Here is a 23,325-nt window from a genome sequence, read left to right on the forward strand (position 1 = left end):
ATTTGAAAATCTTATTTAAAAAATTTCTTGTCGCCGGTTTTCAGATCGAGCGCGTAGCGCACGCCGTTTTCGGTCAATATCATTTCATCCGGCGGTTCGTCGCCGGCGAGCACACCGTAATTCACTGGCAAGCCTTCGCCTTTGCGTATCAATTCATCGGCGCGTTCATACACATTCGGGCAACCGGTTTCTGCCATCAGCGATTGCACAATCGCGACTTTCCACGCATCGACACCAGCCGACTGGAATTCGCAAATCAAAAAACCATTTTGATCGCCGTACCAATCCACCAGCAAACCCGATAGTTCGTCTTCATCGCCGATGATCAAAGGCAGGCGTTTGGCGGCACCTATTCTTTTACCTTTAGCGGCATCAATGCGCTTGTGCACGGCAGTTTTGACGCGACGCTTGATCAAGGCGTGATCGATAGGTTCGTTTTGATCGAAACTCCAGACGCGGGCGCGTATCTGCGACTTGGGCGCATGCGCAGCGCGCGCCAGGAATTTTCCCGACGATGAATGAACCAGTGCAGTCGCGCCTGACTTCATGCGTTCCGCCGGTTTGCCATCGACGCGCTCGACCGCCGACGCATAAATCCAGGGCTGGCGTTCGAGCAGGCTTTTTTCCTTGCCTTGTTTAATGGTAATGATCAACATAAAAGCGGCTCACGGTAATGCGAAATGATTAAGAGTGTGTATGAAAAATACAGCTTGAAGGCGTCCATCATAAACCGCAACGCATATGAAAGAAAATTTAACCTTCATTTAACCGATTTAGGCGCAGAATGCGTTCACACTGGTGCCAAGATTTCCTTTCGACAGTCAAACTGACGAACAAGACACCACGATAAAAATCGTGGACTCATAAAATACTGGAGACATGATGGATACGACACAAAAGGAGATTGATGAACGCTCCGGTCTGACCTCGAACAATAAATTTGAATTAATGCTTTTTCGTCTCGGCATTTCTCCTCATTCAGAAACCAGCGAAGTGTATGGTATCAATGTATTCAAACTGCGCGAATTGATGGCGATGCCGACGGTAAATTCGATTGCCAACTCTCCTCCACACATTATGGGCATGGCGAATATTCGGGGCCAGCTCATCCCCGTAATCAATTTGCCGGCTGCACTTGGGTGCACGCCAGCTACCGGTTTGAACATCCTGATGGTGACCGAATTTGCGCGCACGACACAAGCGTTTGCGGTGGAAGAGGTAGATGAAATCGTCCGCCTGAACTGGAGTCAGGTACGCGCAGCAGAAGGCGCTGCTGCCGGCGGTGGCACCATCACCAGCATCGCGCAACTGGATGCTGATTTGAACAACACGCGTTTGGCGCAGGTATTGGATGTGGAGCAAATCCTGCGCAACGTCATGCCGTCCAATATTGCGGACATCGATACTGACAAGATAGACAATTCGGTCACCCTGCCACCGGGTGCAGTAATTTTAGCTGCGGATGATTCAGCTTCGGCACGCATGTTGATCAGTGGCTGCCTGGATGCGATGGGTCTGCCTTTCGTCATGGCGAAAACCGGCCTCGAAGCCTGGAAGATGCTGGATGCATTCAGCGATGCCGCCAGCAAGGAAGGCAAGAGCGCAGTCGACAAGGTGGCGTTGGTTCTGACCGATCTGGAAATGCCCGAGATGGATGGCTTTACGCTGACCAAGAAAATCAAGGGCGATACCCGTTTCAATAAAATTCCGGTCGTCATTCACTCCTCCTTATCCGGTGCAACAAATGAAGTGCATGTCAAAAGTGTGGGGGCCGATGCGTATACCGCCAAATTCAAGGCGGAAGAACTGGCAGCAACCTTGCTCGACGTTTTGGCCAAGGCGCGCAAGTAAGCGCGTAAGTTCACTCACTTCTGCTGTACGCTGATGGATGTCGTCCATCACCGTAATTCTTTGCATCACCTTCATCTCAATCCACTTCTTGCTTTGACACCATGCTGCGGCTTGCCGCATGCGCGCTCTTGTGTCAGCATCTGTCCCTGCCGACTATCCGTCGGCCAGCCCACTCAACAAGGTAAGCAGAATGATTTTCCGCAATAGCGACGTGCCACGGCATTCATGGTCAGATACGCTCAAGGTCTACCGTGAACCCGCTACCGTACGCATGCTGTTTCTGGGATTCTCTGCTGGTCTGCCACTCATGTTGGTGCTGGGCACGCTCAGTTTCTGGTTGCGCGAAGCGGGCATAGATCGCAGCACGATCGGTTACTTGAGCTGGGTCGGTCTGGCTTATGCCTTCAAATGGGCATGGGCGCCCTTGGTCGATCGCATGCCCATTCCATTTTTGACACGTTGGCTGGGACGTCGCCGCAGCTGGCTATTGCTATCCCAAAGCGCGATCATCGCCGGCTTGCTCGGCATGGCACTCAACGACCCTCACATCGCCTTGCAACCTGTCGTATGGTGCGCGCTCGCGGTCGCCTTCGGCTCAGCCACGCAAGATATTGCACTGGATGCTTTCCGTATCGAATCGGCCGACATCGATCGGCAGGCTGCGCTCGCTGCCGGTTATCAAACCGGCTATCGGCTGGCAATGATCTGGGCCGGTGCGGGCGTCTTGTGGATAGCCGCGCGCGCCGAAGTAGTGGATGGCGGCACTTACCAGGCCGGTGCCTGGCACGCTGCCTATCTGGTGATGGCCGCCTCGATGCTGCTGGGCGTATTGACGGTACTTATTTCCAAAGAGCCGATACGACGTGAATTGCCTCCAGCCAAAAATGTGGCTGCATGGCTGGATGATGTCGTGGTTGGCCCATTCCGCGATTTCATCCTGCGTTATCGCTGGCAGGCAGTATTGATCCTGGCGTTGATCGCGACCTACCGCATCAGCGACGTGGTGATGGGCATCATGGCCAATCCGTTCTACGTCGATATGGGTTACAGCAAGGATGAAGTGGCGGCGATCACCAAAATCTTTGGCGTCATCATGACCCTGGTTGGCGCATTTATCGGTGGCGCACTCTCGATGCGTTTCGGCATGATGCGCATCCTGACTCTGGGGGCAATCTTGAGCTCGGCCAGCAATCTGCTGTTTGCATGGCTGGCGGGGCATGGTCACGATGTGACGATGCTGGTCTTGGTGATTTCTGGAGACAACCTTGCAAGCGGCATCGCCAGCGCAGCGTTTATCGCTTATTTATCCAGCCTGACCAACGTCAATTATTCGGCGACGCAGTATGCGTTGTTGAGTTCGATGATGTTGCTGCTGCCAAAATTTTTGGCGGGATATTCCGGCACCTACGTCGATGCTTACGGCTACAGTAATTTTTTCACTGCTACTGCGCTGCTGGGTGTGCCGGTGATCATATTGCTTTGGTTTTCCGCCAGAGCGAATAAAACGCCGGCTCAGAAAGAACAAGTTTCAGTACAACCTGAAAATTAAACTGCCTGTTTTTTACGCAGGCGGAATACGGCCAGACTGCCGCGCCAGTTCGGCAAAAAGGATACCGGCTGGCCATCCTGCAGAGCGACACACTCGATCACTTCCAGGCCGACTTCATTCGCCAGCTCTTCAAAATCCTTGATCGTCGCGCAACGCAGGTTCGGCGTGTCATACCATTCATACGGCAAACTTTTCGATACCGGCATGCGACCGCGCAGCAAGGAAATACGATGCGGCCAGTAGGCAAAATTCGGGAAGGACACGATCGCATCGTGACCGACGCGAGAAATATCGCGCAGCACGCCTTCTACATTTTTCATCATCTGCAGCGCAGATAAACACAGCACCGTATCGAATGCATTGTCGGCAAAGATTGCCAAGCCCGCTTCCAGATCGCGCTGAATGACAGATACGCCGCGTTGCACACATTCCGGAATTTTATCGTCGTCGATTTCAATGCCATAACCACTGCATTGCTTGTCAGTTTGCAGATAGTCGAGCATGACGCCGTCGCCGCAACCCAGATCGAGTACTTGCGTACCGTTACCTATCCAATGCGCGATGAAAGCGAGGTCAGGACGCAGCACGCTTAATTGTTCAAAGTTCATGCGCTTGCTCCTGCCTTCAAACTACCGCCATCGATTTCCTTATAAGCGCGCGCAAAATACGCACGCACCACATTCATGTAACGCTGATCGTCAAGCAGGAAAGCATCGTGTCCATGCGGCGCATCGATTTCTGCATAGGTGACCGTACGTTTGTTGTTGACCAGCGCCTGCACCATTTCATGGCTGCGCTCAGGCGCAAAGCGCCAATCGGTAGAGAAAGACACCAGCAAGAATTCTGCACGTGTATTCGACAAAGTCTTGGTTAGATCGCCGCCAAAGTCTTTTGCCGGATCAAAATAATCGAGCGCCTTGGTAATCAGCAAATATGTATTCGCATCAAAGTATTCAGAGAACTTGTCGCCCTGATAGCGCAGATACGATTCGATTTCAAAGTCGATGCCAAAGCCGAATTGATACGCGCCCGAGCGCAAATCGCGCCCGAACTTCACCGCCATGTCGTCGTCTGATAAATACGTGATGTGGCCCAGCATGCGCGCTACGCGCAAGCCATTCTTGGGTACCACGCCATGTTCGTAAAAATCGCCGCCGTGATAATCCGGGTCAGTCAAAATCGCCTGACGCGCCACATCGTCGAATGCAATGTTTTGCGCCGTCAGTTTTGGCGTCGATGCAATTACGACGCAATGACGCAAGCGTTCAGGAAACAAAATGCTCCACGCCAGCGCCTGCATACCACCGAGCGAGCCACCCATCACCGCAGCGAATTGCTGAATGCCCAAAGCATCGGCCAGACGCGCTTGCGACTGTACCCAGTCTTCAACGGTAACGACGGGGAAATGCGCACCATACGGTTTGCCGGTCGCCGGATTGACGTGCATAGGCCCGGTCGAGCCAAAACAGGAACCAAGATTGTTGACGCCAATGACGAAGTACTTATTGGTATCCAGCGCCTTGCCGGGGCCGACCATATTGTCCCACCAGCCCTTGGTGCTGGCATCTTCGCTGTAATGACCAGCAACGTGATGCGATGCATTCAGCGCGTGACAAACCAGCACCGCATTCGAATGATCTGCATTCAAGGTGCCATAGGTTTCATACACCAGCGTGTAGTCGCAAAGTTTCGCGCCGCTCTGCAAAGGCAGCGGCGTCGAGAAAAACATGGATTGCGGTGCAACGATTCCGAGAGAGGTCATGTTATCTATTCACGAGAAATTGCTTAAATGCGGCGCTGAAATACGACACCGTACAGCGCTGGTTTTCTCTGGTATTCCAAAAAACAAAAAGCCCGAAAAGCGGTCAGCTTGGCGGGCTAAATTCGAAACTCGATTGCGAGCACGCTTTAGCCGTATTTATTATGCGCCCGCAAGCTGATGTCAAATCGGCGCCATGGCGTAAGAATAAACAAGTCGCCCGTCGCCGTCAAACTGACTGTGACGCCATGCGCATCAATTGTTTGATATCTCCTCCACGCGAGGGAAATTGGCATGCAGTCGAGCAGAAGTTAAAATACAACGTGCAATTATTGCAATTAAAGCTCAGGTACCCAACACCAAACCGATACAACGCGCCTGCTTCAGGCAATGTTAATTAGTAGCCAAACGCATTAAAATGCGACACCGGAAATAAAAAACGGATTTAGAGGGACAGAATGATAAACAAAGCGGCACCATCCCCCTTAACCTTGGCTGAAAATCAGCAAGCAATCTCGACGTCCAGCACCGCACCAGCATTGCCCACACTGACCATTGCTGTATTGACAAAAAATGAGGCGCGCCGCATCAGTGGCTGCCTGCAGAGTGCTGCATTTGCCGATCAATTGATCGTCGTCGATAGCGGTAGCACTGATAACACTCGCGAGCTTGCGCAAGCGGCGGGCGCAGAGGTTTTTAACTATCCCGACTGGCAAGGTTTCGGCGTACAACGCAATCGCCTGCTTGCTCACGCCAAGAGCGACTATATTTTCTTTCTTGACGCAGACGAAGTCATCACCCCCGAGCTGCGGACAGCATTGCAGGCAGCCGTGCATTCGGGAGCCCGCGCCGTCTGGAAAATTCGTTGGCTACAGGTCGCTTTCAACCGGGAATTAAAATATTTTCGATCTCAGGCCACACTGGAACGCCTGTTTCGCCGCGACATGTTGCTAGAGTATGTAGGCATTGTGCACGAACAGGCCATATTGACGAATGAGCCCACACCACGCGTCATATTGGATGGAAAGTTATTGCACTACTCTCGGGAAACCGTGCGCGGCAGTCTCGAAAAACTCCTGCAATATTCCATGCTCGGTGCAGCCAAGCGCGCCGAAAAAGGAAAGCGTGGCGGCATACTGCGCGGCGCGGCATCAGGGCTTTCATTATTCTTGCGGTTGTATATTGTTCAACTTGGATTTCTCTGCGGCGGCCCCGGATTTCTCCATTGTTTTTTCGTCGCGCTTGAAGGATTTTTCCGCTATGTAGCGCTCAAATATGATTACGACAGCCTGAGTTCCGATGTCGCCCGTTGAACCAGTTCAATCCGTAGAAATCAGCGCTTCCCGTCTACGTAGAAAAAACATGACACGAACCGCCGGCCTTTGCTTGTTGGGGACGCTATTGGCCCTGGGTTCATTGCACACAAAAACCCTGGGGGCAGCCTGGCTTGGTCTATGCATCTGGGGATTCAAAGGTCCATTCAATCTACGCAACACCCATACCAACAAGATGACATCTGCCGCCGCGTCTGCGTGGCTGATTGGTTGCGGGGTTGCGTTGCTGCTTGCCAGTCTTTGTGTCTTTATCTGGGCAGAGGATGGTGACATCCTCAATCCGCAATTCCGTTTATTGTTCCCCGCAGCGGCCGCCTTATTCCTGATTCGCCGCAACGCCATCTCGATACCAATACGGATAGGCATGACACACGCTGTTGCGGCTGCAAGCATTCTGGCTTTCTTGTGGTCGGCATTCTGGTGGATGCGTGGTGTAGATGTTCGTGGATCTTTAGCCAGCAATGCCATTCCATGGGCAGTAGCCGTAAGTTTCAATGCTTGCCTACTGCTGCCAATGGCCTTGTCAAAAAAAGAATCTGCCACTCGACGATGGATCTGGTTTTTCGGCACAGCATGTGGCATAGCTGCGGTACTACTGTCGCAATCGCGCGGCGCTTTTTTGGTAATCCCATGGTGTGGCCTGGTATACGCATGGTTCTGGCATAAGAAAACACACGCTTCCCACACGAGATTTCATCGCACCTTGCTAGGACTTTTCTGTGCTGTGGCTGTGTTGCTGGCTGGCGCCTGGTGGGGACCGGGTGATGTCCTCCGCATGCGTCAAGCGGCACAAAACATTCAAGAATTTCAGAGTACTGAAAATTACAATACCTCCGGCGGTGCACGCCTTTATCTGTGGGATCTGGCTTGGACAGGTATCAAGCAATCCCCTTGGATAGGCATAGGCAGTGTTGAACGTATGCGGCGCATCCAGCATGCAGGGGATGGAGGCTCCGAAGAAGAGTTGGCCAAATTGAGTGATGTACGCCAGTTGGGACACGTTCATAATCAATATCTCAACGCCGCTCTGGACGGTGGTGCCATCGGCTTGACTGCCTTACTTGCGCTGTTGGCAGGCATGACAATCGCAACGCGTCGACTGGCGCGTATCGATCCTGTGGCCGCATGGCAGATGGGTGGTGTGTTGTTCATGCATGCGACTGCGAGCCTGACCAACGTCAATTTTTTGCACAACTACTACGTAATGGCACTGTCGCTGGCAGCTGTAATGCCGCTGCTGGCTGCGCGCAACGAGCCCCCTTCCTTATAGAGCAACCATGCACATTCTGATTGTTAACCACAGCCCTATACCTGTGTTCGCTTACGGTGGTACCGAACGTGTCATTTGGGATCTGGGCCGTGCACTGGTACGCGCCGGACATCGCGTAAGCTACCTTGTGCCAGAGGGCTCTCACTGCGACTTTGCTGAAGTGCTTCTTCTGCAGAGAGATATCCCATGGGAAGCACAAGTACCTGCCGGAGTGGATATAACGCATTTCCAATTCAATCCCAACGTGCCTCTGAATTTTCCTCATGTAGTTACGCAACATGGCAACTCATCGGAGAGCGTTCCATTGCCGCGTAACACTGTCTTCGTTTCAAAAAATCACGCGCAGCGTCACGGTTCAGATGCCTTTGTTTACAATGGACTGGATTGGTCGGCATACGGCGCTGTCAACTGGCAAGCCACGCGCACACACGCTCATTTTCTCGGCAAGGCAGCGTGGCGCGTTAAAAATGTACAAGGCGCCATCGATGTAGCGCGTGCTGCGCATATTCCTCTAGACGTATTGGGCGGCAACCGCATCAACCTTAAACGTGGCTTCCGGTTCACGTGGTCACGCCAGGTTAAATTTCACGGCATGGTGGGTGGCGACAAAAAATTCCAGCTACTCAACACTTCACGTGGTTTGGTGTTTCCAACCTTATGGCATGAACCATTCGGCCTGGCAGTGATCGAGAGCCTGTATTTTGGCGCGCCTGTATTCGCGACGCCTTACGGCGCACTACCCGAGATTGTCACGCCTGAATGCGGCATTCTTTCCACCAGTAGAGCAACCCTTGCGCAAGCAGTATCGCGCAGTAAATTTGATCCGCATGCCTGTCATGCACGAGCGTTAACTTTCAACTCAGACCAGATGGCGAACGATTATCTATCCATCTATACAAGGGTACTTGCCGGAGAATCATTAAATCCCGTATCCCCTGTATTGCATGGCGATATCAAGCATCTTCCCTGGACGGCATGAACGACAGTACTCGAAGAGCTGCAGCCATTCGCTTACCCACGGCACGATTAATGGAGCATGCCGGACTAACGTTACGCATTCGGGTGCTGAATGAACACACCGTCAAATAAATATTCTTCCAGTCAAAATGGGCCGAATCCTGATGAGCCTGACTTTTATAAAGCCAGGCCGCAATCCCTCAAGGATCTGTTCCTCTCATTTAGCCTGCTTGCACTGCAGGGTTTTGGCGGCGTCATGGCCATCGTGCAGCAAGAACTGGTCGAAAAAAAGAAGTGGCTAACGCGGGAGGAATTTATTGAAGACTGGGCCGTTGCGCAGATCATGCCGGGCCCGAATGTAGTCAATCTATCCATCATCATCGGCGGACGTTATTTTGGTTGGCGTGGCGCCCTCGCTGCGCTCGCCGGCATGTTATGTCTGCCCTTGCTGCTCGTGCTGGCGATCTCAATTCTTTACGCACCCTACGCTCATCATCCCCAGGTAACCAATGCCTTGCGTGCGATGGGCGCCGTTGCGGCAGGACTCATTTTGGCTACAGGTTTTCGCCTGATCGCCGCCATGAAAAATAATCCACTGGGCCCGCGTACATGCTTTGTGCTGGGCGCGCTTTGCTTTATCGCGGTTGCCTTGCTGCGCATACCCTTGATCTATCCGTTGTTCGGTCTTGGCGTCATCGCCTGCGTGCTGGCTTATCGAAAGATCGCGCGATGAACGAGACGCTGCATCTTTCGCTGCATACTACCGACTGGCTGAATCTTTTTCTCCACTATCTATCGTTGTCGCTGCTTTCATTAGGCGGAGCGCTAGTCACGGCACCTGAAATGCACCGCTACCTGGTCGCTGAACAAAACTGGCTGACAGAGCCACAGTTCAGCGCATCGATTTCCATCGCACAGGCAGCCCCCGGCCCGAATATTTTATTTGTGGCACTGATGGGTTGGAATATCGGATTGAACGCAGGCAGCATGACGGCCGGCTTGCTCGGCATGCTCATCACGATGACGGGCATCATGATACCTAGCAGTCTTTTTACCTACACGGCAACACGCTGGGTGCATCACAATCGCGAGTTGCGTAGTGTGCGGGCTTTTAAGCAGGGGATGGGGCCGATCGTGGTTGGACTGATGCTGGCAACCGGTTGGATACTGGCCAGTACGCACAGCACACTATCGAAGGATTGGCCGCTTTGGTTACTGACCACAGCAATCATTCCTGTGGTGTTGAAAACCAAAATCCACATCTTGTGGTTGCTGCTTATCGGCGCGGCTTTAGGTTGGTTCGGGCTGGTATAAAAACTTCATTAAAAAGAAATTTTTTACAGCAATCGTAGTTGTTCGACCGCTTCGTTAATCGCTTTCGGTTCATACAGACGCGAGATCTTGCGCGTAGCTGGTGTCAGCACATTCAAATCGCTGTTCAAAATTTCATTCTTGACTGCCAGCAATTGCGACGGATGCATGGAGAATTCACGCAAGCCCATTCCCAGCAGCAAACGTGTCATCTGTGTGTCGCCAGCCATCTCGCCGCATACCGAAATCTCGACACCTGCTTTTGCTGCGATGGCAATCGTCGTCGACAGCAAATACAACACGGCCGGGTGTAAAGGATTGTAGAGGTGCGCCACTTCATGGTCGACGCGATCGATAGCCAACGTGTACTGGATTAAATCGTTGGTACCGATAGACAGAAAATCCAGACGCTTGATGAACAAGGGGAGCGTCAATGCAGCAGCAGGAATTTCAATCATCGCGCCGATAGGCAAGACTGGATCGAACTTGATTTTTTCTTCGCGCAGTTGCGCTTTTGCCTGCGCAATCATCGCCAGGGTTTGATCAATTTCAAATGCATGCGCCAGCATGGGAATCAGCAACTTGATCGGGCCAAATGCGGAGGCGCGCAAAATCGCGCGCAACTGCGTCATGAACATTTGCGGCTCGGACAGACAGAAGCGGATCGCGCGCAAACCCAGCGCAGGATTGAGCGCAGTCTGTTCGGCAAAATCCATAGGTTTGTCGGCACCGATATCCAGCGTACGTATCGTGACTGGGCGGCCCTTCATCGCGACCACGGCTTTTTTATAAGATTCAAATTGTTCGTCTTCGGTCGGCAATTTGTGTGCGTGTCCGGTACGTCCCATGAATAAAAATTCGGAACGGAACAAACCGATACCATGTGCACCCGCATCCATTGCATGCGCACAATCATCAGGAAATTCAATATTCGCCAACAAGGTGATCGCCGTACCATCCAAGGTCACCGACGGCATTTTTTTAAGCTTGCCGAGTTTTTTACGTTCTCGTATCTGGCGCGCTTGTTTTTCGCGATACTGATCGAGCACCACTGACGTAGGATCGACCACCACCACGCCGGCATCGCCGTCAATGATCAGCCAGTCGCCTTGCTCTATCAGCGTCGATGCATTGGAGACGCCGACCGTAGCCGGGATATCCAGACTGCGCGCAACGATGGCGGTATGCGAGTTTTGCCCACCGACATCAGTGATAAATCCGCTAAAGGCACGATCGCGAAACTGCAACATATCGGCTGGCGAAATATCGTGGGCGACAACAATCATGCTAGCGCTGCCTTCGTTTCCGTCAACCTTGGGCAGGAAATTGGCGCTGCCGGTCAACGCTTTCAGGACGCGTTCACCAACCTGTTGAATATCCGCCTTGCGCTCACGCAGATAGGCATCTTCAATCTCTTCAAACTGCGATGACAATTCTTCAATCTGTGTGACCAGCGCCCACTCGGCGTTGTAATAACGCGAGCGTATGATATCGAGCGGCATTTCGGAAATCATCGGATCGGACAGGATCAGCGCATGCACGTCGATGAATGCACCCAACTCAGCCGGCGCATCCTGCGGCAATTCATTCCAGATGGTTTGAAGCTCGGCATGTACGGCAGTAATCGCACACTGGAGGCGTGCAACTTCCGCCTCGACCTGATCATCGGCGATCAGGTAATGCTGCACGTCGAGCGCGGCAGGTGCGAGGATATGCGCACGGCCGATTGCGATACCGCGCGATACTGGAATGCCATGTAGCGTGAAAGAAGTCATCAAAATCAGGTCCAGTCCGTATCAGTAAAAACTGAAGGCAATGTGAAAAACAGACCAGCGCATGCAAGCAAAACGCCTGCCATTTGCTCCGGTTTATTTATTCGCCTTCACCGAACTTGTCTTGAATCAGCAATTCGAGTGCGTCGAAGCATTCTTTTTCATCAGGGCCGTTGGTTTCCAGCATGACCTTGGAGCCTTTTCCGGCAGCCAGCATCATCACGCCCATGATGGACTTGGCATTGACGCGGCGTTTGTTGCGCGTCATCCAGACTTCACTTTGGTATTTTGCGGCTAACTGTGTCAGCTTGGCAGAAGCGCGTGCATGCAAACCCAGCTTGTTGATAATCTCAATCTCTTGTTCAATCATTTTTATTATAAGAATTATTTAAATCAATTAATCAATTCGCCGAGAGCCGTACGCGGTTGTCCACCCTGACCGCGCCTCCTTGACCACCGGCTAATGCCATCTCAACTACAACATCCAAGGTATCTTGCCGATACGTAATTGCCCGCAACAACATCGGCAAGCTGATACCGGCAATCACCGCAACATTTTCGACATTGCACAAACCCAAGGTGCAATTCGATGGCGTACCGCCCATCACATCGGTGATGACCAGCACGCCAGAGCCATCATCCAAACCGGCGATAGCGTTCTTTGCCAATTGCTCGACTTCGCACGTATCCTGATCCGCATTGACGTCTATCGAATCCAGTTTTTCCGGGCGCGAACGAAATACATGCGTGGCCGCCGCGATAAAGGCTTGCCCCAGAGGTGCGTGCGTCAATAACAGAATACCAACCATCAGCTTTATTTAATCCGGTTTTTACAACAACTTACTCAAATTTTTGGACAATTTCTTTTATTCAATTACGAATTCCACGCTTCAGCCTGTTTTTCCAACGCATCAACAAACATCGCAGCGACATCGAAACCGGTTTGCTCCCTGATTTCCTGGAAGCAGGTCGGGCTGGTCACGTTTAATTCGGTCATGTAATCACCAATTGCGTCCAATCCTACCAGTAACAAGCCTCTTTTTAAAAGGATGGGCGCCAGGGCTTCACCGATTTCGCGATCGCGCGCCGATATTTCACGTGCCACGCCCACACCGCCGACTGCGAGATTACCGCGAATTTCCGTTCCTTGCGGAATGCGCGCCAGGCAATACGGCACGACTTGCCCACCTATCAACAGGATGCGTTTGTCGCCTTCGGTGATTTCTGGAATGTAACGCTGCACCATGATGGTTTGACGTCCATTATCCGTCAGCGTCTCGATGATGGAACCGAGGTTGAGTGCATCGTCTTTTACGCGAAAAATCCCGGCACCGCCCATGCCGTCCAGCGGCTTCAGGATGATGTCGCGATGTTCGCCGTGAAAAGCCTTGATGCGCGTCGTATCGCTGCTTACCAAGGTCGGCGCTATGTATTGCGGAAATTGTGCAATCGCGAGTTTTTCATTGAAGCTGCGTATCGCTTCCGGCTTGTTGAAGATGCGCGCGCCTTGTTGCTGCGCCAGCTCCAGCAAATAAGTCGCGTAAATGTATTCCATATTGAAAGGCGGATCGGTACGCTCCAGAATCGCATCGAAGGCCGTCAATTCCTGCGCAATCGGCGCATCCAGGCGATACCAATCATTGTTGTCACCGGTCAGCGTGACACGCGAAATATTCGCCACCACTTTACCGGCTTCAAACGCCATATCCTTGTGCTGGAATACATGGATCTCATGCCCGCGACGCGCGGCCTCCGCCATCATCGCGTACGTGCTGTCTTTATAAATCTTGAAGCCATCCAGCGGATCACATGCGAAAGCTATTTTCATCCTGCACACCCTGAAAGATCATCTTGTCGCAGCATATGCTCGACAAGTTTTAATTTTGTGAAACCATTGCAGCGCAATTGAACAAGCACATGAATGACTAAGCCAACAGCGCTGGGCTGCAATGCCTTAATACACTTCCGGATTCGGATCGGTTTTTTCCATTTCCAGCGACGCTGCCAGCAAAGCCAGGCGCGCTACGACACCGTACATGTAAAAACGATTCGGTGCAGCGGTACCTGGTTTGGCTTGGTAATCCGGCAAGGCATGTTGATGTGCAAACGCCAAGGGTACGAAATGTGCGCCCGGCGCATTCAGGTTTTCGTGATTGCCGCGCTCGGCGTGCACGCGATAGAAGCCACCCACCACATAGCGATCAATCATGTAGACGACAGGTTCGGCCACCGACTCATTGATGTGTTCGAAAGTTGGCACGCCCTCCTGAATCATGACGTCGGTAACTTCGAGACCATCCTTGACGACTGCCATCTTGTTGCGCTGCTTGCGGTTCAAATCCTTGACTTCGCTTGCATCGTGCACGGTCATGATGCCCATACCGTAGGTACCGGCATCCGCCTTGATGACCACGAATGGTTTTTCCTTGATGCCGTATTCCTTGTATTTCTTGCGCATCTTGGCGAGCAGGGTGTCGACATTGGAAGCGAGGCAATCGGTGCCTACATTTTCATTGAAATTAACGCCTTCGCATTTCATGAAATACGGATTCAGCATCCACGGATCGACGTCTATCATCTTCGCAAATTTCTTCACCACTTCATCATAGGCGGCAAAGTGATTGGTCTTGCGACGCACAGCCCAGCCAGCATGCAAAGGCGGCAACAGATTTTGTTCGTGGATGTTTTCCAGTATCGACGGCAAACCGGAGGACAAATCGTTATTCAGCAGAATTGTGCATGGGTCGAAGTTTTTAAGACCCACACGCCTACCGTTGTGCGAGCGCTCCAGTGGCTCCAGCGTCAAGGTCGTACCATCGGGCAGCTCGATAGGTGTTGGCCCGGTTACATCCGGCGACAAGGAGCCTAGGCGCACATTCAAACCAGTTTGGCGGAATATCTGCATCAGGCGCGCGATATTTTGCAGATAGAAGGTATTGCGTGTATGACCCTCCGGGATCAGCAATAGATTCTTGGCATCGGGACAATACTTTTCAATCGCTGCCATTGCCGATTGCACCGCCAAAGGCAGCATTTCCGGCGAAAGATTGTTAAACCCACCAGGGAACAAATTGGTATCGACAGGTGCCAGCTTGAAGCCGGCATTGCGCAGATCGACTGAGCAATAAAAAGGCGGCGTGTGCTCTTGCCATTCCAGCCGGAACCAGCGTTCGATGGCTGGGGTGGCGGTGAGAATCTTTTTCTCAAGGTCGAGCAACGGACCGTTCAAGGCCGTGACGAGATGCGGAACCATATAAACCTTTTTGCTGAACTATCGTTAATTGACGCTGATTTTAAACGGGAAACGCCGATTGCGCCCTTGGCTCGGCAAGCTTATCCGCTCAATTTGGCATACCTAGATTAGGGCTGAAGGGCAATTTTAAAGGCCCAAATGAAAAAAGCGCCTCACGAGGAGGCGCTTTTGAATCCCGCTTGCGCGGGTCAGGAGAAACAGATTACGAGTGGTAAGCCGACTCGCCGTGGCTGGTGATGTCCAGACCTTCGCGCTCTTCTTCTTCTGGAACACGCAGACCGATAACCAAGTCAACCAGTTTGAAGGCGATGAATGCAACGACAGCCGACCAGATTACTGTGGTGATCACGCCTTGGGTTTGAATCCAGACTTGACCCATGATCGAGTAATCAGGAGCAACAGCGTTAGCAACATAGTCATAGATGCCGGAACCGCCGAGTGCTGGATCAGCAAATACACCGGTCAGAATCGCACCGAGAATACCGCCAACGCCATGCACGCCGAACACGTCAAGTGAGTCATCTGCGCCCAACAAGCGTTTCAGACCATTCACACCCCACAGGCAGACGATACCAGCCAGCAGACCGATTACCAATGCACCCATTGGGCCGACGAAACCGGCAGCAGGTGTAATCGCAACCAGACCAGCAACAGCACCGGATGCAGCACCCAGCATCGAAGGTTTGCCTTTAGCCATCCATTCGCCGAAGGTCCAGGTGCAAACTGCAGCAGCTGTAGCCAACAAAGTATTGACGATTGCCAAAGCCGACAGGCCGTTTGCTTCGAGACCGGAGCCAGCGTTGAAACCGAACCAGCCCACCCACAGCAAGGAAGCACCAATCATGGTCATGGTCAGCGAATGAGGAGCCATCGATTCTTTACCGTAACCAACACGTTTGCCGATAACGTATGCACCGACCAAGCCTGCGATAGCAGCATTGATGTGAACCACGGTACCGCCAGCGAAGTCGAGTGCGCCTTTTTGGAACAACCAGCCTGATACAGAGGTAGCAGCTTCAGCAGCGGCAGCATCTGTGTAAGCATCAGGACCAGGCCAGAACCAGACCATGTGAGCCATAGGCAGGTACGAGAACGTGAACCACAGAACCATGAACAACAGGACAGCGGAGAATTTCACACGTTCTGCGAACGCACCGACGATCAGGCCGCAAGTGATGGCTGCAAACGTAGCCTGGAAAGCGACAAAGCTGAACTCAGGAATCACGACGCCTTTGCTGAAGGTAGCAGCGACTGTTTCAGCCGTGATGCCTTTCAGGAACAAGCGATCGAATCCACCAATGAATGCGCCGCCTTGTGTGAATGCCAGCGAGTAGCCGTACACACACCACAACACCACGATCACCGAGAACACCATGAAGACTTGCATCAACACGGACAGCATATTTTTCGAGCGAACCAAGCCGCCGTAAAACAATGCCAAGCCAGGGATCGACATCATGATCACGAGGATGGTTGCAATCGACATCCACGCCACGTCGCCTTTATTCGGCACAAGTGCCGGTGCGGCGGCTGGCGCTTCTGCTGGTGCAGCTGCGGCCGCTGCTGGAGCAGGCGCTGCTGCCGGTGCTGCAGCGGCTGGCGCCGCTACTGCTTCAGTCGTGGCCGGAGCGGCCGCTTCTTCAGCAATGACCGGTGCCGAAAAACCTACGGCAACCAACAAAGCACCAGTTGCCAGGGCGCTTGCGAATATTTTTTTGATACTCATCTGATTCCCCTTAAAGTGCTTCTTTACCGGTTTCACCGGTGCGGATGCGGACGACTTGTTGCAGGTCATAGACGAAAATCTTGCCATCGCCGATTTTGCCGGTACGTGCCGCAGTTTCGATTGCTTCGATAGCGCGATCAACGATCGTGTCATCTACAGCAGCTTCGATTTTGGTTTTAGGCAGAAAGTCCACCACGTACTCCGCACCGCGATACAACTCGGTATGACCTTTTTGACGACCGAAGCCTTTGACTTCAGTCACGGTAATGCCTTGCACGCCGATCGCAGACAAGGCTTCCCGCACTTCATCCAACTTGAAGGGCTTGATAATGGCGGTAATCAGTTTCATTTGAACCTCTTACGTTATTTTTAGATTAGAAAGCTTTGGAGATCGACAAAACTGCTGTTGTTTCGCCCAGTTTTTTAGTTTTGCCAGCGCCGTTTGTCGCCGAGTAGAACGATTTGTCTGCGTCAGTACCAACTACAGCCAGGCCGATAGTTGCAAATCCGAAGTCACGCGCAAGGCTGACTTTGTAATCAGTGTAATCAGCATTGTTTACATTCTTGACGTTTTGATGGCCAACATGGAAGCCCAGAGTTGTTTTATCCATCACTTCGAAGTTAGCATTCAATTCGAGGTAATCTGAACCATCGGAATTAGGTGCACCGAAGAAATCAGAAACTGCATTGCTGTATTTCAAAGTGAACCATTTATAGGTACCGGCAACATACAGTTCGGTTGTATTGTATTTTTGACCGCCAGAGATTTGAGCACCTGGGTAGTAGTAGTACAAAGCGCCAACATCAGCTGTGAAATCTGGAGTGATCGCGAATTTGTAGCCTGCGTACAGATCCATTTCGATCGAGCCACCTGTGAACGAATTACTGCTCACGTTCGAGTTCCAGTTACCGACGTAGAAGCCGCTAGAATGTGAATAGTCGAACCCGCCTTGAATTGTTGGTTCTTTAAAGGTTTGCGAAATACCACGGAAACGGTAATCTGTTGCTACAGTCACATTACCTGTGAACGAGTGTTCTGGAGTAGCTTCTTGTGCGTTAGCAATACCAGCAAATGCACCCATTACAGCAACTGCAAGAATCAGTTTTTTCATGATATTCCCTTTGAAGTTAAATATAGAAACCAAAATTGGTTGTCCTCAGGCATACATTTAGCAGGACTCATGCCAGCTTTTTTAGCTAGAATGTATTATCATTTTTACTATTAATCCTTACCCAATACTATTTTCTTAACCGTTCAAAAGTCACTTGCGCACCCTTCTAGCGCATATGAACATAAATTGCACCTGATTGGTGCCAAATAAACACTCTTTGCGAGGAAAAAATGGAAAAGCCTAATTTTTTTAACGATATGCAAGACAAAATCAATCAGGTTTTGGAGAACTCGCCCGTTAAAGACATTGAAAAAAATGTAAAAGCGATGATGAGCCAGGGATTTTCCAAGCTGGATCTGGTCACGCGTGAAGAGTTCGATGTACAGGCTGAAGTGCTGGCTACTACCCGCGCCAAACTGGAAGCACTCGAAGCGCAAGTAACTGCACTGGAAGCACAGTTGAAAAAATAAGAACGATAGACCGACTCCGGCAAAGCGCAGCTCGCATTTTTCCGATACCAACTATATAGATGCGTGCAAACACAGACTTGCTTCCAAGCGTTTTAGCTGCCGGCCATCGATTTATTTTCATATTTCACCGGGAAACCGGCACTGATATTCCAACAGCAGGGGGCACCATGCGTATGAGCGACGAAGAGTACTTCCGCAGTTGCGTGTCTCAAGAGCGTCATCTGGCGCAGTTGCGAGGGCATCACAACATCGAAGAGTTCTATGAAAGCGCCGGCTCTTTATGGGAAAACACCCAGGTTTTGCCCAAATGGACGCGCGACTGGAAAGCTTGCGGACCATTGATTGCAGAATATGCACTGGCCATCAGCTATCAAGACCTTCCCGATGATCCACACGGCAAGGCAATTCATATAGGCACCACGATTGTGCATATTTCGGATCACCCGACCCAAGATCAGGCAATGAGATATGCAATCGTCAAAGCGGCCATTGCTCATCTGGAACACGCCAAGCACTGCAAACACTGATTACAGCATCCGCTGAACCGCAGTAAATTCCAGGGAGCAACATGAGCCTAGCCGTTTTGACGAGTCGTGCGTTGGCAGGAATGCAAGCGCCTGAAGTAACGGTAGAGGTTCATCTGGCCAACGGCCTTCCATCTTTTACGATTGTCGGCTTGCCTGAAACCGAGGTAAAAGAATCGAAGGATCGTGTGCGGGCGGCTTTGCAGAATGCAGGCTTTGAATTTCCATCAAGAAGAATAACGGTCAATCTGGCACCTGCGGACTTACCGAAGGAAAGCGGCCGTTTCGATTTACCCATCGCGCTCGGCATATTAGCCGCGTCAGGCAAAATGCCAGCCGATGCATTAGCGTCGTATGAATTTGCCGGTGAATTATCTCTGTCCGGAGAATTGCGCCCTATCCGTGGCGCACTGGCAATGACGTTTGCGATGCATCGCAGCAGCGATAAAAACGGCAAGCAACGTGCCTTCATTTTGCCGCGCATGAATGCAGATGAAGCCGCATTAGTGCGTGACGTCACGATTTTTCCTGCTGATTCGTTATTGCAGGTTTGCGCACACTTCGCCGCCACGGATCCGGATGCGCGTTTGACGCGCCATATCGCGACACCGACCAGCGCAAGACCGAACTATCCTGATCTGGCAGATGTAAAAGGCCAGGCACAAGCAAAGCGCGCACTGGAAGTCGCCGCAGCTGGCTCACATAGTTTACTTATGGTGGGCCCGCCGGGGACCGGCAAGTCGATGTTGGCAGCGCGTTTCGCTGGCATTTTGCCGCCGATGACAGATGATGAAGCTTTGGAGTCAGCCGCAGTTCAATCTCTAACCAGCGGTTTTACTACTGCACGCTGGAAGGTCAGGCCATTTCGTTCGCCGCACCATACAGCTTCTGGCGTTGCACTGGTTGGTGGTGGAGGTACGCCACGTCCGGGAGAAATTTCGCTGGCACATCGAGGGGTACTCTTCCTCGACGAATTGCCTGAATTCAGTCGCACCGTGCTGGAAGTTTTACGTGAACCGCTAGAGTCTGGACAAATCACTATTTCACGTGCCGCACGACAAGCGGATTTCCCTGCGAGATTCCAATTGATCGCCGCCATGAATCCGTGCCCGTGTGGTTACCTTGGCCATCCGTCGAACAAATGTCGTTGCACACCCGATGTGATTGCACGTTATCAAGGAAAAATTTCCGGCCCTTTGCTTGATCGTATCGACATGCAAATTCAAGTCGGCGCCCTCGCGCATGAAGACTTGCTCAAGCAATCGACAGGTGAATCGTCAGAGCATGTCGCAGCACGCGTTGCGCATGCATCGGCACGCCAGCTATCGCGACAAGGCAAACACAATAATTTGTTATCCAACAGCGAAATGGACAACCATTGCAAACCGGATGCGGCCGGCGAGCAGTTGTTGCGCACAGCGATGACGCGCTTGAATTGGTCGGCCCGCGCCTATCATCGCGTATTGAAAGTCGCACGCACGATTGCGGACCTCGACGACACATCAACAATCAAGCAAGCGCACGTGGCGGAAGCGATTCAGTATCGACGTGCATTGCGCGAACAATAAATTTTAAGGTGCATCGACAATTTCAGGCTCGCCATTTGGATAAGGGTGCAGACAATATACTTTCCCCGTCTTGCCCTTCATGTGCGCTTGCGGCCAGACGCCCTTGATCTTGTACAGAATGGTATTTGAAAAAAGTAGCGGCCCTTCAACCACCCTGGCTTTTTTCAGCTCACTCTTCTTCAAACAGGCATGAGCCGTCGTATCGTATAGAACCTGCCATGCATCGGGGGACGATGCCGACGCAGATCCAACCATACTCAATGCTGCGAAGATAAAAGCACTGCCAGTGATAATTCGTCGCATGGTGAATATCCTTTCGCCGACACACTCAACAATCTTGCATTCATATCCGACACCAGCGATTAGCCAGGCATTTTCATGCTGCCGGAATGATGCTCGTTTCATACAAGCCAGCCAGCGGCTTTTTTTTCTTGGCCCATGCAACTGCTTCCTGCGCTTCTGCCAGCGTCATCACGGATGCCTTTTCGCGATTGCGAATAAAAGACACTCCTTCGAAAACACCTTCCTTGCTGCGCATGGCTTTCGCATAAACGGGTAAATCTTTTTCGCCCGCGTTCATTTTGCGTTGCTGGACGATATAAGCTTGATTGGTTTCAGTCATAAATTTTGATTTCAAAAATAGTGAAGTATGTGCTTTGCATCAATTGATGTGCACGGCATCAAAGGCCAGCATGTTCCATGTCACGCCCATGCGTACGTCGGTTTTTAACTCAACCAGTTGACGGGAAATGGCAAGCTGCGCACTATCCTTGCGCAAGCGTTCACCCAAACCGTCTTTCAGAATCCCGGCGCCTGCCATGATACGTTCGATATTGCCGTAACTCTGCAATAGCTTGGCGGCAGTTTTCACGCCGACTTTTGATACGCCGGGAATACTGTCCGATACATCGCCCATCAAGGCCAGCAAATCTGTCAACTTTTCAGGCGGCACGCCAAATTTATCTTCCACCCATTTGCTGTTGTGCCATTCGCTTTTGAAATGATCCCAAACCATCGCGCCGTGCGCAATCAGCACGTGCAAATCCTTGTCAGTTGAGGCGATGATTGCATCACCGCGTCCTTCTGCCAGCCAGCGCATGACGCCGGTTGCAATGACGTCATCCGCTTCCACCTCCGGCACTTCGACCACCTTGAGTCCGAGCGCAGCAAGTTGATCGTAAAAATCCGGTAGGCGCTCCTTCAAAACCGTAGGCATAGGCTCGCGGTTTTCACGATATCGCGCATACAAATCATGACGCCACGTATGGCCGCCGAAGTCAAAAGCCGGCAATACATGCGTAGGTTCATGCGTTGCCAGCAATTTGCGGAACGAACCCAGCGAATGTCGCAGTGCGGCTTCTGCCTTCGCAGAAGTATCAGGCTCTATATTGGCTTCATACACACGTCGCACAATATTCAGACCGTCAATCGCCAGCAGTTTTCCCATGAGTTATGGCCTTATGACACGTTGAAAATATTCTTTTCCAGAATTCGAAAGATTTTACTCGCCTTGGCATCGCCGTAAGCATTCCATGCATGTACATCCGCCTGAAATGCGAAGCAACACAGCACGCGGTGTAACATGGCTGCCTTGCCTACGACTTCATCATCATGAATTTTTCGCTCACACAATTGCGCAATGCGGCTGTCATCGTCGGTCTTCTTTTTCTGAGTGCCTGTTCGCCCAAATACGACTGGCGCGAAGTACATGGCGACGCAGCACCTTATGTCATTGCGTTGCCGACAAAGCCGACGACATACACCCGCAAAATTGATTTGAAAGGCATAACGGTATCGATGACGATGGTCGCATCGGAAGTCGATGGCATTACCTTCGCCGTCGGCAGTGCAGAATTGCCGGACGCCACGCAGGCACAGGTTTCTCTGGCTGCAATGAAGACCGCGATGATTAACAATATCGGCGGCACCGTCAAACAGGAAAAAGTGTTGACCATGCCACAATCGATGAATGCTCCCGGCACGGTGGCACTGACAGAAATTGAAGCAAGTGGCGCAACCGCGAATGGTCAAAATCGCGTTCTGTTTGCGCGTTTTCTGGCAAAGGAAAAACGCGTGTATCAGCTGATTGTCATCGGGCCAGAGAAATCGGTCAGCCGCGATGTGGTCGCAACATTTTTCTCTTCATTCAAATTGAACTAGCGCACAAGCATTTCTGTCTTTACAGGTATACCCTACATACATAACAACGCTAGAAGCCGTTTTGAAATCGTGCTATCGTTTTATCAAGTTCACATCAAGGAGGATGCTCATGTTAATTACGTTTAAATCCAAAGCTGCTGCCGAGGTCCTGATGTATGAAGAACATGCAAAACGTATTCTCGATCTGCTACATAAAGACCATAAACGCGGCGTCATTACCGCAGCAGAAACAGCCAATGCCATCAAATTGCTGGAATCCGAAATAACCGAAAGCAAGGCGCATTTTGCGTCCGAAGCGGTAAAGCGTGATGTGGTTGCTCATCATGGTGCAGATGGCGACGATAATGAGCACGAACAACCGGAAACCGTGCATTTCTCAACGCGCGCCTATCCGCTACTGGAAATGCTGCGTGCCGCACGAGAAGAAAACAAAGATGTGATGTGGGGCGTTTAGACTACGGTGAAATAAGTTTGCCTGCATGGGCAATTTCTTAGGTTATTCATCCTCGATTGCCTCGTACTGAATGATGCAAGCGGAGCAGTTTGCAATATCAAAACTGTCTCCCGCTTGACTCAAGCTTCAAAGCACTACTTCAAGCTCAGCCCTGCTTGTCAAACTCCAATTAAATTCATTGTCGGCATTCCCGTCCGTCCACAAAGCAATAAACTTCCGCAATTTATCCTGCCATAACGCGCGCGAACAGGCGGC

At 51.6% G+C, this 23,325-nt stretch carries 26 protein-coding genes; 12 read left to right on the top strand and 14 right to left on the bottom strand.

Features of this window, described 5'->3' with window-relative positions; all coding sequences use genetic code 11:
- Positions 1-11 precede the first annotated feature (11 nt).
- Positions 12-656, bottom strand: a complete 645-nt coding sequence (locus Hfont_RS00235) for a class I SAM-dependent rRNA methyltransferase (RefSeq protein ID WP_112990263.1) — start codon at positions 654-656, stop codon at positions 12-14.
- A 226-nt stretch (positions 657-882) separates the two neighbouring features.
- Between Hfont_RS00235 and Hfont_RS00240 the strand changes: the two genes are divergently transcribed.
- Both Hfont_RS00240 and Hfont_RS00245 read left to right on the top strand, forming a co-directional pair.
- Positions 883-1,851, top strand: coding sequence for a chemotaxis protein (locus Hfont_RS00240; protein ID WP_112990264.1), 969 nt, complete (start codon positions 883-885; stop codon positions 1,849-1,851).
- A gap of 190 nt (positions 1,852-2,041) precedes the next feature.
- Complete coding sequence (locus Hfont_RS00245; RefSeq protein WP_112990265.1) at positions 2,042-3,400, top strand: AmpG family muropeptide MFS transporter; 1,359 nt, start codon at positions 2,042-2,044, stop codon at positions 3,398-3,400.
- Here Hfont_RS00245 and metW read toward each other — a convergent pair.
- Positions 3,397-4,008, bottom strand: a complete 612-nt coding sequence (gene metW, locus Hfont_RS00250) for a methionine biosynthesis protein MetW (RefSeq protein WP_112990266.1) — start codon at positions 4,006-4,008, stop codon at positions 3,397-3,399. The two genes, Hfont_RS00245 and metW, sit on opposite strands and share 4 nt — an antisense overlap.
- Entirely contained in the window at positions 4,005-5,162 is a 1,158-nt protein-coding gene (metX, locus tag Hfont_RS00255; RefSeq protein ID WP_112990267.1) for a homoserine O-succinyltransferase MetX, read from the bottom strand. Before metX ends, metW begins: the two co-directional genes overlap by 4 nt.
- A 455-nt stretch (positions 5,163-5,617) precedes the next feature.
- Between metX and Hfont_RS00260 the strand changes: the two genes are divergently transcribed.
- From Hfont_RS00260 to Hfont_RS00280, 5 genes are all read left to right on the top strand, one after another.
- Complete coding sequence (locus tag Hfont_RS00260) at positions 5,618-6,472, top strand: glycosyltransferase family 2 protein (protein WP_112990268.1); 855 nt, start codon at positions 5,618-5,620, stop codon at positions 6,470-6,472.
- A 49-nt stretch (positions 6,473-6,521) separates the two neighbouring features.
- Positions 6,522-7,763, top strand: coding sequence for an O-antigen ligase family protein (locus tag Hfont_RS00265; protein WP_112991615.1), 1,242 nt, complete (start codon positions 6,522-6,524; stop codon positions 7,761-7,763).
- Between the two features lie 7 nt (positions 7,764-7,770).
- Positions 7,771-8,742 (top strand): glycosyltransferase, encoded by a 972-nt coding sequence (locus Hfont_RS00270; RefSeq protein ID WP_112990269.1) that lies wholly within the window; start codon positions 7,771-7,773, stop codon positions 8,740-8,742.
- A 90-nt stretch (positions 8,743-8,832) separates the two neighbouring features.
- Entirely contained in the window at positions 8,833-9,453 is a 621-nt protein-coding gene (locus Hfont_RS00275) for a chromate transporter (RefSeq protein ID WP_112990270.1), read from the top strand.
- On the top strand, positions 9,450-10,034 hold the full coding sequence (locus Hfont_RS00280) for a chromate transporter (RefSeq protein WP_112990271.1): 585 nt from the start codon (positions 9,450-9,452) through the stop codon (positions 10,032-10,034). Before Hfont_RS00275 ends, Hfont_RS00280 begins: the two co-directional genes overlap by 4 nt.
- Positions 10,035-10,057: 23 nt before the next feature.
- Here the strand turns inward: Hfont_RS00280 and ptsP are convergent, their stop codons facing one another.
- The 8 genes from ptsP to Hfont_RS00320 all read right to left on the bottom strand — a co-directional run bounded on the left by ptsP (position 10,058) and on the right by Hfont_RS00320 (position 17,894).
- Entirely contained in the window at positions 10,058-11,806 is a 1,749-nt protein-coding gene (ptsP, locus tag Hfont_RS00285) for a phosphoenolpyruvate--protein phosphotransferase (RefSeq protein ID WP_112990272.1), read from the bottom strand.
- Positions 11,807-11,903: 97 nt separating this feature from the next.
- Positions 11,904-12,173 (bottom strand): HPr family phosphocarrier protein, encoded by a 270-nt coding sequence (locus Hfont_RS00290; protein ID WP_112990273.1) that lies wholly within the window; start codon positions 12,171-12,173, stop codon positions 11,904-11,906.
- A gap of 31 nt (positions 12,174-12,204) precedes the next feature.
- Entirely contained in the window at positions 12,205-12,612 is a 408-nt protein-coding gene (locus tag Hfont_RS00295) for a PTS sugar transporter subunit IIA (protein WP_112990274.1), read from the bottom strand.
- A gap of 65 nt (positions 12,613-12,677) precedes the next feature.
- Positions 12,678-13,631 carry a glutathione synthase gene (gene gshB, locus Hfont_RS00300; protein ID WP_112990275.1) on the bottom strand — a complete coding sequence of 318 codons (954 nt, stop codon included), beginning with the start codon at positions 13,629-13,631 and terminating at the stop codon, positions 12,678-12,680.
- 126 nt (positions 13,632-13,757) lie between these two features.
- On the bottom strand, positions 13,758-15,056 hold the full coding sequence (gshA, locus tag Hfont_RS00305) for a glutamate--cysteine ligase (protein ID WP_112990276.1): 1,299 nt from the start codon (positions 15,054-15,056) through the stop codon (positions 13,758-13,760).
- Positions 15,057-15,258: 202 nt separating this feature from the next.
- Positions 15,259-16,782: an ammonium transporter gene (locus tag Hfont_RS00310; protein WP_112990277.1), complete on the bottom strand. Its 1,524-nt coding sequence runs from the start codon at positions 16,780-16,782 to the stop codon at positions 15,259-15,261.
- 10 nt (positions 16,783-16,792) lie between these two features.
- On the bottom strand, positions 16,793-17,131 hold the full coding sequence (locus Hfont_RS00315; RefSeq protein WP_112990278.1) for a P-II family nitrogen regulator: 339 nt from the start codon (positions 17,129-17,131) through the stop codon (positions 16,793-16,795).
- Positions 17,132-17,156: 25 nt separating this feature from the next.
- Positions 17,157-17,894: a TorF family putative porin gene (locus tag Hfont_RS00320; RefSeq protein WP_112990279.1), complete on the bottom strand. Its 738-nt coding sequence runs from the start codon at positions 17,892-17,894 to the stop codon at positions 17,157-17,159.
- A 230-nt stretch (positions 17,895-18,124) separates the two neighbouring features.
- Here Hfont_RS00320 and Hfont_RS00325 point away from each other — a divergent pair, with 230 nt between their 5' ends.
- The 3 genes from Hfont_RS00325 to Hfont_RS00335 are packed head-to-tail and all read left to right on the top strand — an operon-like array spanning position 18,125 to position 20,456.
- Positions 18,125-18,364 carry an accessory factor UbiK family protein gene (locus Hfont_RS00325; protein WP_112990280.1) on the top strand — a complete coding sequence of 80 codons (240 nt, stop codon included), beginning with the start codon at positions 18,125-18,127 and terminating at the stop codon, positions 18,362-18,364.
- Between the two features lie 59 nt (positions 18,365-18,423).
- The gene (locus Hfont_RS00330) at positions 18,424-18,891 is read left to right on the top strand and encodes an aminoacyl-tRNA synthetase (protein ID WP_241522967.1); all 468 of its coding nucleotides are present in this window, start codon (positions 18,424-18,426) and stop codon (positions 18,889-18,891) included.
- 41 nt (positions 18,892-18,932) lie between these two features.
- Entirely contained in the window at positions 18,933-20,456 is a 1,524-nt protein-coding gene (locus Hfont_RS00335; protein WP_112990282.1) for a YifB family Mg chelatase-like AAA ATPase, read from the top strand.
- A gap of 3 nt (positions 20,457-20,459) precedes the next feature.
- On the opposite strand, the gene Hfont_RS15155 is transcribed toward Hfont_RS00335, so the two are convergent.
- The 3 genes from Hfont_RS15155 to Hfont_RS00350 are packed head-to-tail and all read right to left on the bottom strand — an operon-like array spanning position 20,460 to position 21,903.
- Positions 20,460-20,861 (bottom strand): hypothetical protein, encoded by a 402-nt coding sequence (locus tag Hfont_RS15155; protein ID WP_241522968.1) that lies wholly within the window; start codon positions 20,859-20,861, stop codon positions 20,460-20,462.
- On the bottom strand, positions 20,833-21,078 hold the full coding sequence (locus Hfont_RS00345) for a hypothetical protein (protein WP_112990283.1): 246 nt from the start codon (positions 21,076-21,078) through the stop codon (positions 20,833-20,835). The genes Hfont_RS15155 and Hfont_RS00345 overlap by 29 nt, the downstream gene beginning before the upstream one ends.
- Positions 21,079-21,117: 39 nt before the next feature.
- Complete coding sequence (locus Hfont_RS00350) at positions 21,118-21,903, bottom strand: 5'-3' exonuclease (protein WP_112990284.1); 786 nt, start codon at positions 21,901-21,903, stop codon at positions 21,118-21,120.
- 164 nt (positions 21,904-22,067) lie between these two features.
- Between Hfont_RS00350 and Hfont_RS00355 the strand changes: the two genes are divergently transcribed.
- Positions 22,068-22,616: a hypothetical protein gene (locus Hfont_RS00355; protein WP_112990285.1), complete on the top strand. Its 549-nt coding sequence runs from the start codon at positions 22,068-22,070 to the stop codon at positions 22,614-22,616.
- Positions 22,617-22,725: 109 nt separating this feature from the next.
- The gene (locus Hfont_RS00360; protein WP_112990286.1) at positions 22,726-23,070 is read left to right on the top strand and encodes a DUF1840 domain-containing protein; all 345 of its coding nucleotides are present in this window, start codon (positions 22,726-22,728) and stop codon (positions 23,068-23,070) included.
- Positions 23,071-23,325: the final 255 nt, after the last annotated feature.

It is taken from the genome of Herminiimonas fonticola, assembly GCF_003293745.1.
GTDB classification, from domain to species: Bacteria; Pseudomonadota; Gammaproteobacteria; order Burkholderiales; family Burkholderiaceae_D; genus Oxalicibacterium; species Oxalicibacterium fonticola.

Coding starts and splice junctions, on each gene's coding strand:
- Hfont_RS00295 (WP_112990274.1), bottom strand. CDS start 12,612: ATGGTTGGTATTCTGTTATTGACGCACGCACCTCTGGGGCAAGCCTTT.
- gshA (WP_112990276.1), bottom strand. CDS start 15,056: ATGGTTCCGCATCTCGTCACGGCCTTGAACGGTCCGTTGCTCGACCTT.
- Hfont_RS00345 (WP_112990283.1), bottom strand. CDS start 21,078: ATGACTGAAACCAATCAAGCTTATATCGTCCAGCAACGCAAAATGAAC.
- Hfont_RS00355 (WP_112990285.1), top strand. CDS start 22,068: ATGAATTTTTCGCTCACACAATTGCGCAATGCGGCTGTCATCGTCGGT.
- Hfont_RS00280 (WP_112990271.1), top strand. CDS start 9,450: ATGAACGAGACGCTGCATCTTTCGCTGCATACTACCGACTGGCTGAAT.
- Hfont_RS00330 (WP_241522967.1), top strand. CDS start 18,424: ATGCGTGCAAACACAGACTTGCTTCCAAGCGTTTTAGCTGCCGGCCAT.
- Hfont_RS00325 (WP_112990280.1), top strand. CDS start 18,125: ATGGAAAAGCCTAATTTTTTTAACGATATGCAAGACAAAATCAATCAG.
- Hfont_RS00310 (WP_112990277.1), bottom strand. CDS start 16,782: ATGAGTATCAAAAAAATATTCGCAAGCGCCCTGGCAACTGGTGCTTTG.
- Hfont_RS00360 (WP_112990286.1), top strand. CDS start 22,726: ATGTTAATTACGTTTAAATCCAAAGCTGCTGCCGAGGTCCTGATGTAT.
- Hfont_RS00320 (WP_112990279.1), bottom strand. CDS start 17,894: ATGAAAAAACTGATTCTTGCAGTTGCTGTAATGGGTGCATTTGCTGGT.
- metX (WP_112990267.1), bottom strand. CDS start 5,162: ATGACCTCTCTCGGAATCGTTGCACCGCAATCCATGTTTTTCTCGACG.
- Hfont_RS00275 (WP_112990270.1), top strand. CDS start 8,833: ATGAACACACCGTCAAATAAATATTCTTCCAGTCAAAATGGGCCGAAT.
- Hfont_RS15155 (WP_241522968.1), bottom strand. CDS start 20,861: ATGAAACGAGCATCATTCCGGCAGCATGAAAATGCCTGGCTAATCGCT.
- Hfont_RS00350 (WP_112990284.1), bottom strand. CDS start 21,903: ATGGGAAAACTGCTGGCGATTGACGGTCTGAATATTGTGCGACGTGTG.
- gshB (WP_112990275.1), bottom strand. CDS start 13,631: ATGAAAATAGCTTTCGCATGTGATCCGCTGGATGGCTTCAAGATTTAT.
- Hfont_RS00265 (WP_112991615.1), top strand. CDS start 6,522: ATGACACGAACCGCCGGCCTTTGCTTGTTGGGGACGCTATTGGCCCTG.
- ptsP (WP_112990272.1), bottom strand. CDS start 11,806: ATGACTTCTTTCACGCTACATGGCATTCCAGTATCGCGCGGTATCGCA.
- Hfont_RS00290 (WP_112990273.1), bottom strand. CDS start 12,173: ATGATTGAACAAGAGATTGAGATTATCAACAAGCTGGGTTTGCATGCA.
- Hfont_RS00235 (WP_112990263.1), bottom strand. CDS start 656: ATGTTGATCATTACCATTAAACAAGGCAAGGAAAAAAGCCTGCTCGAA.
- Hfont_RS00270 (WP_112990269.1), top strand. CDS start 7,771: ATGCACATTCTGATTGTTAACCACAGCCCTATACCTGTGTTCGCTTAC.
- metW (WP_112990266.1), bottom strand. CDS start 4,008: ATGAACTTTGAACAATTAAGCGTGCTGCGTCCTGACCTCGCTTTCATC.
- Hfont_RS00315 (WP_112990278.1), bottom strand. CDS start 17,131: ATGAAACTGATTACCGCCATTATCAAGCCCTTCAAGTTGGATGAAGTG.
- Hfont_RS00240 (WP_112990264.1), top strand. CDS start 883: ATGGATACGACACAAAAGGAGATTGATGAACGCTCCGGTCTGACCTCG.
- Hfont_RS00335 (WP_112990282.1), top strand. CDS start 18,933: ATGAGCCTAGCCGTTTTGACGAGTCGTGCGTTGGCAGGAATGCAAGCG.
- Hfont_RS00260 (WP_112990268.1), top strand. CDS start 5,618: ATGATAAACAAAGCGGCACCATCCCCCTTAACCTTGGCTGAAAATCAG.
- Hfont_RS00245 (WP_112990265.1), top strand. CDS start 2,042: ATGATTTTCCGCAATAGCGACGTGCCACGGCATTCATGGTCAGATACG.